This window comes from Synechococcus sp. H70.1, from assembly GCF_047502705.1.
Classification (GTDB): domain Bacteria; phylum Cyanobacteriota; class Cyanobacteriia; order Thermostichales; family Thermostichaceae; genus Thermostichus.
In genome coordinates this window covers 55,664-61,866 of record NZ_JANSIV010000170.1, presented here as the reverse complement: position 1 = coordinate 61,866, position 6,203 = coordinate 55,664, and the positions used below count along the sequence as shown (strand labels likewise).

5 protein-coding genes are annotated in these 6,203 nt (G+C 59.2%); 3 read left to right on the top strand and 2 right to left on the bottom strand.

Going from position 1 to position 6,203, the window contains the following annotated elements:
* Nucleotides 1-110 precede the first annotated feature (110 nt).
* On the bottom strand, nt 111-2,849 hold the full coding sequence (locus NW827_RS11265) for a valine--tRNA ligase (RefSeq protein WP_414503698.1): 2,739 nt from the start codon (nt 2,847-2,849) through the stop codon (nt 111-113).
* Nucleotides 2,850-3,032: 183 nt separating this feature from the next.
* Between NW827_RS11265 and NW827_RS11260 the strand changes: the two genes are divergently transcribed.
* Together NW827_RS11260 and NW827_RS11255 are read left to right on the top strand one after the other, a co-directional pair.
* Entirely contained in the window at nt 3,033-3,455 is a 423-nt protein-coding gene (locus tag NW827_RS11260) for a heavy metal-responsive transcriptional regulator (protein WP_414360014.1), read from the top strand.
* A 44-nt stretch (nt 3,456-3,499) separates the two neighbouring features.
* The gene (locus NW827_RS11255; RefSeq protein ID WP_414360011.1) at nt 3,500-3,937 is read left to right on the top strand and encodes a putative iron-sulfur cluster-binding metallochaperone; all 438 of its coding nucleotides are present in this window, start codon (nt 3,500-3,502) and stop codon (nt 3,935-3,937) included.
* A gap of 143 nt (nt 3,938-4,080) precedes the next feature.
* On the opposite strand, the gene NW827_RS11250 is transcribed toward NW827_RS11255, so the two are convergent.
* A complete protein-coding gene (locus NW827_RS11250; RefSeq protein ID WP_414360009.1) occupies nt 4,081-4,902 on the bottom strand; it encodes a phosphatidate cytidylyltransferase in 822 nt (273 codons plus the stop codon).
* A 291-nt stretch (nt 4,903-5,193) separates the two neighbouring features.
* Here NW827_RS11250 and pdhA point away from each other — a divergent pair, with 291 nt between their 5' ends.
* A complete protein-coding gene (gene pdhA, locus NW827_RS11245) occupies nt 5,194-6,195 on the top strand; it encodes a pyruvate dehydrogenase (acetyl-transferring) E1 component subunit alpha (protein ID WP_414360006.1) in 1,002 nt (333 codons plus the stop codon).
* Nucleotides 6,196-6,203: the final 8 nt, after the last annotated feature.

Below are 6,203 nucleotides of genomic sequence, written 5' to 3'. Positions count from 1 at the left end.
CTCGAACACAGAGATGGGGGATAGCCACTCCCATTGCACGAAAATAGCCAGTGCCATTGAGCTCGAGGCTACGCAAGTCGGCTGTCAAGGGCAAGAGCCCCAAAAGAGAGCTAGCCCAACTTTTCCAAGCGGGCTTGCAAGAGCTGCATCTGGGCCTCCAGCTCTGCCAGTTGCTCACGGCTGGCCTGCACCACTTCCGGGTTGGCCCGACTGAGGAAATTGGGGTTCTCTAGGCGGGCGCGGATCCCTTGGGCCTCTTTTTCCAGCTTGGCCAGATCTTTTTTCACTTTGGCCCGCAGCGCCTCCACATCCACCAGCCCCCCCAAGGGCACCAGCACCTGCACTGTGCCCACCACGGCAGCCGCCACCTGCTTGGGTTCCGTGGCCAGGGATCCCGTGATTTCTAAGGACTCAACCTTGGCCAGCTCGCGGATGTAGGCCTGGGCAGCGGTGAGGATCCGCTGCTCGTCAGGATCCTCGGTAACCAGCAGAGCTGTGATGGTTTGATGGGGCTTAAGGCCAGCCTCTGCCCGCAGGTTGCGCAGGCTGCTGATGGTCTGGATCACCAGGCCAAACTCCCGCTCCAGTTGCGGGTTAACCCAGCTGGGGTCGGGGGTGGGATAGGGCTGGACGGAGATGGAGGTGGCTTGGTTGGCCTGGGTGAGGAGCTGCCAGACTTCTTCGGTGATATGGGGCATCCAGGGGTGCAGCAGCCGGAGGATGGTCTCCAGCACGCTGGCCAACACCTGCTGTGCCGTGCGCTTGGAGGTGGGGTCTTCCCCCCGCAGCCGCGGCTTGACCAGCTCGATGTACCAGTCACAAAAGTCATCCCAAATCAGGGAGTACAAGAGCCGCGCCCCCTCGCCCAGGCCGTAGGCTTCCAGCTCTTCAATAACCTGGGTGGCCGTGGAGTGCAGCCGCGACAGGATCCAGCGATCGGCCAGCTCCAGCGCCTCCGGAGCCGGGGATCCCAGTTGGGCGGGGGTTTGCCCCTCTAGGTTCAGGAGCACAAAGCGGGAGGCGTTCCAGATCTTGTTGGCAAAGTTGCGGGCCGCCTCCACGCTGGCGCTCTCGCCAGTCTTGCGGTCGTAGGCCAGGCGGATATCCTGCCCTGCCCCCACCACTTCTTTAACCAAAGCGTAGCGCAGGGCGTCGGTGCCGTATTTGTCCAAGAGCTCGATGGGATCGATGCCGTTGCCCTTGGACTTGGACATTTTTGCCCCGTGCTCGTCCCGCACCAGGCCGTTGATGTAGACATCTTTGAAGGGGATCTGGCCGGTAAACTGCACTCCCATCATGGCCATGCGGGCCACCCAGAAGAAGATGATGTCGAAGCCCGTGGACATGAGGGAGGTGGGGTAGTAGCGCTTGAAGTCCTCCGTCTCCTCCGGCCAGCCCAGTGTGGAAAAAGGCCACAGAGCCGAGCTAAACCAGGTGTCCAACACATCGGGATCCCGCTCCAGCCGCTCGAGGGCCGGGCCAAACTTCTCCCGTGCCTTCGCCCAAGCCTCTTCAGCATTGCGGGCCACCACAAAAGCCTGGGGATCCTCAGGGATCTGGCCGTCGATGACGGGGTACCAGGCCGGGATCTGGTGCCCCCACCACAGTTGCCGCGAGATGCACCAGGGGCGCAGCTTTTCCAGCCAGCCCGTGTAAACCTTGGTCCAGCGCTCCGGAATAAAGCGGGGGTTGTGGTGCTCCCGCTCCTCCTGCAGGCAGCGGGCCGCCATGCCGGAAATATCGCAAAACCACTGAATGGAGAGCAGCGGCTCAATCGGCACACCCCCGCGGTCGCTGTAGGGCACGCTGTGGGTGTACTCCTCCACCTTCTCCAGCAGACCGTGCTCGGCAAACCACTGCACCACCCTCTCGCGGGCCACAAAGCGATCTAGACCAGTGAAGGGATCCCCGTTCTCGTTGAGGGTGCCGTCCTTGTTGAGAATGTTGATCAAGGGCAACTGATGGCGCCGGCCCATCTCAAAGTCGTTGGGATCGTGGGCTGGGGTAACTTTGACACAGCCGGAGCCAAAGGAGGGATCCACGTACTCGTCGGCAATGATGGGGATCAGGCGCTCCTTGATGGGCAGCCGCACGAACTGGCCAATGAGATGGCGGTAGCGCTCGTCTTGGGGGTGGACCGCCACGGCTGTATCCCCCAGCATTGTCTCGGGGCGGGTGGTGGCCACCACCAGGTACTGGCTGGGATCCGCAGCCAGGGGATAGCGGAAATGCCAGAGGTGGCCCTTGACCTCTCTGTTGTCCACCTCGATGTCGGAGACAGCCGACTGGGTGGCCGGACACCAGTTGACCAAATACTCGCCCCGGTAAATTAGCCCTGCTTCGTAGAGGCGGACAAAGGCTTCCGTAACTGCCCGGCTCAGCCCCTCATCGAGAGTAAAGCGATCCCGCGTCCAGTCCAGTGACAAGCCCAGGCGCCGTAGTTGGCTTTTGATGGTGCCCTGGGATTGCTCCTTCCAAGCCCAGGCCCGCTCCAGAAAAGCCTCGCGGCCCAGGTCAAAGCGGCTCTTGCCCTCCTGGCGCAGTTGGTTTTCCAGGATGGTGTGCACGGCAATGCTGGCATGATCCGTACCGGGCAGCCAGAGGACGTTGTAGCCGCGCATGCGCTTGTAGCGCACCACCACATCCGGCAGGGTAAAGGCAAAGGCATGGCCCATGTGGAGGCTGCCCGTGACGTTGGGCGGGGGCAGCACCATGCTGAAGGCTTCTCCCGGCGCCTTGGGATCCGCCACATAAAACCCCTTTTCCTCCCAAAAGCGCTGCCACTTCGGCTCGGTTGCAAAGGGGTTGTACTGACTGGGCAGGTGGGCAAGGGCAGGTGCAGCAGTCATGCCAAATCTAGGCCAGGGCTTCTCGAAGGACTACCCTAATAGGTTAGCAGGCTTACTTTAGCCTGACGGGCTCTTGCGGCTCTCTTTGCCGGGGTGGACCTTGCGGGGGATCCCTCTTGACCTTGTAGTTAGCTATAGGGTTTAGGCTAGGAGAGCTGCTGGAGAGAGGGTATAGAACCGGGCATGACTGAACTGCTGCGGGTGGGTCAGGTAGCCGAGAAGTTGGGCATCAGTCCCCAAACCCTCTACTTCTACGAGCGCCTGGGGCTCATTCCCAAACCGCGCAGGACGGAGGGGGGCTATCGCCTCTACGGGGAGCCTGAGCTGGAGCGGCTGGCTTTTATTGCCCGTGCCAAGGCTTTGGGACTTACCCTGGCTGAGATCAAAGAACTGCTCTTGCTTCAGGAAAATGGGCAAGCTCTGCCCTGCTGGCAGGTGTACGTAAAGCTAACGGAAAAACTTAGACAAATCGATAAGTCAATTGCCCATCTGCAGGAACTCAAAGGGGAGCTATCGACACTCATTGAACAGTGTCAACAGAAATTTTCTGAACAAGAGAAAAGTTCCTCTTGCACTATCTTCCAACAACAGCTCGATGACCCATGACAAGAGAACCCCTTGCACCATTTTCTGCTAATGCTTGGCAGCCCTTGTGTCCAAGGAGCGGGGAGCAAGGGATCCCGGTTCAACTGATTACCCTGAAGAGCCTGCTGTGCCCTCGAGCTTTGGCACAACTGAATGCAGACAGTAGCTACGCGTTTTGTCAGGATCCCATTTGTCCTGTTGTTTATTTTTCCGAGCAAGGTCAAAGCTTTGGGGTTGACGACCTCAAGGTGCCAGTCTTTCAAAAAGAAAGTGGCGAGGACGTACCCGTCTGCTACTGTTTTGCATGGACGCGCCGGCGCATTCGGCAGGAGCTGCAGGGATCCACAACGCCCCAGGCCATTCTTGCCGAGATTGCCGCCCACATCAAAGCCAGGCGCTGTGGCTGCCAGGTCAACAACCCCCAGGGGTTTTGCTGTCTGGAAAATGTCAGGCAGGTCATCTTAGAAGTGCAGCAAGAGAAGGTTGAGAAACGAGATAGCTGAAGAGCCAAAAGACCAGAGATTTCTCCGTTCCAAGGGTAGCTTTGGTCGTACCGTTCCTACGAGGAACGCGCACAGATTGTCCAACCTTACTAAAGGCAAACTTGTGTCTAGAATCTTCTCGGCTGGAGTGGGAGTTATCGCAATTATCGGCTGAAATAGGCGTTGAGCCATTCCAGGCATTCCATAAAGTAAAACACCAACGGCGCGGTAAAGACATAGCTATCGCCCCGATCCAAAATGCCGCCGTGGCCGGGGATGAGATCCCCGGAGTCTTTGACGCCGGCATCCCGCTTCATCAGCGATTCCGTTAGGTCGCCCAACAGGCCCGTTAGCCCAATCAAAAACCCCAGCACGCTGCCGCTCCACCAGTGCCAGGGCCAGTTCAGGTAGTAGGCTCCGGCCATGGCCAGGGCCATGCTGGCCGCGATCCCGGCCACGGCCCCTTCCACCGTTTTTTTTGGGCTGAGGAGGGAGAGCTTGGTGCGCCCAAAGGCCCGCCCACAGAGGTAGGCCGCTACATCGGCAGCAATGACACAGCCAATGGCTAGCAGCGTAATCCACAGCCCTTCGCCAAGTCCTTGGGAAAAAGACAAAGCCCTGACGCGGATCCAGAAGCTGGGCAACAGCGCACAGTAAAACAATCCCAAAATCGAGGTGGCAATGTCGGCGATGGTGGCCAGCTTGGGCTTAAAGAGCAGATAAAAGCAGATCACAGAACCGGCCACGATAAAGGCAGGGCTGGTCCACTCCGGCTTAACCTGCTGCAAAATCACCAGCACTTGGCTGGAAAACATGGTGGTGCGCATGGCCGGCGCATTGCCCTTGGCCTGCACCAGACGAAAGAACTCCAGTTGCGCCAGAAAAATAATCAGCCCAATGGCTGCCGTGAAGTACCAGCCCCCTAGCAGGGTGACCGTCAGGGCAAATAGCACCGCCGCAAAACCGCTAACCCAACGGGCTCCCATAGGCGCACCCCGTTATCTTGGCCGGCCGTTCGGCTTCCAGGAGAAGATCCCTCCTAGAAAAAGCCTTTGCCAGGATACCTGCTCTTGCGGTATTCGCCTCAGCGGGACGGAGTTCTGACTTTGATGCGGCTGCTGCAATGGCAATGCCTCCTGCCTTAATCTTCCAGTCTACCCCCCTTCCTCCAGAACTGGGATCCACCTCGATCTCCCCCTCAGCGGGATTGCAAGTGCCCCCAAGCGTGGGATAATTAAAAGACTGCAAAAATGGGTTACCCTTAATCACCTTCCAGCATGGTTCAGGAACTTACCCCTCCCGTGGCGAGTGCTCGCATCTCTGCCGAAGAGGCCCGCATGCTCTACGAAGACATGGTGTTGGGGCGCCTGTTTGAGGACAAGTGCGCCGAAATGTACTACAAGGGCAAGATGTTTGGCTTTGTGCACCTGTACAACGGGCAGGAGGCGGTGTCCACGGGGGTGATCAAGGCGCTCAAGCCCACCGACTACGTCTGCAGCACCTACCGGGATCACGTGCATGCCCTTAGCACCGGGATTCCCCCCCGAGCAGTGATGGCGGAGCTCTTTGGCAAAGCCACCGGCTGCAGCAAGGGACGAGGTGGCTCCATGCATCTCTTTTCGGCGGAGCACAACTTTTTGGGGGGCTATGCCTTTGTGGCGGAAGGGATCCCGGTGGCGACAGGAGCAGCGTTTTCGGCCAAGTACCGCGGCACCGACCAGGTGACCGTCTGCTTTTTTGGGGATGGGGCTTGTAACAATGGCCAGTTTTATGAATGCCTTAACATGGCCGCCCTCTGGAAGTTGCCCATCGTCTACGTGGTGGAAAACAACTTCTGGGCCATTGGCATGGCCCACAAACGGGCCACTTCGGTAACCGACATCTACCTCAAGGGCCCTGCCTTTGGCATGCCCGGCTACCAGGTGGACGGTATGGACGTGCTAGCGGTGCGGGAGGCTGCTCAACAGGCTATCGCGCGGGCCCGCGCCGGGGAAGGCCCCACCTTGCTGGAGTGCCTCACCTATCGCTTCCGTGGCCACTCGTTGGCCGACCCCGACGAGCTGCGCAGCCCGGAAGAAAAAGAATTCTGGCGGCAGCGGGATCCCATTAAGCAACTGGAGCGCTACGCCCTCGAACACAACTTGATGACTGAGGCGGACTTCCAGGCCATTCAGGAAAAGGTGAGCGCCGTGATTGAGGATGCCGTCCTTTTCGCGCTGGAAAGCCCTGAGCCTACCCTGGACGAGTTGCACCGCTTCGTTTTTGCCGAAGACGACTAGCTAGGCAG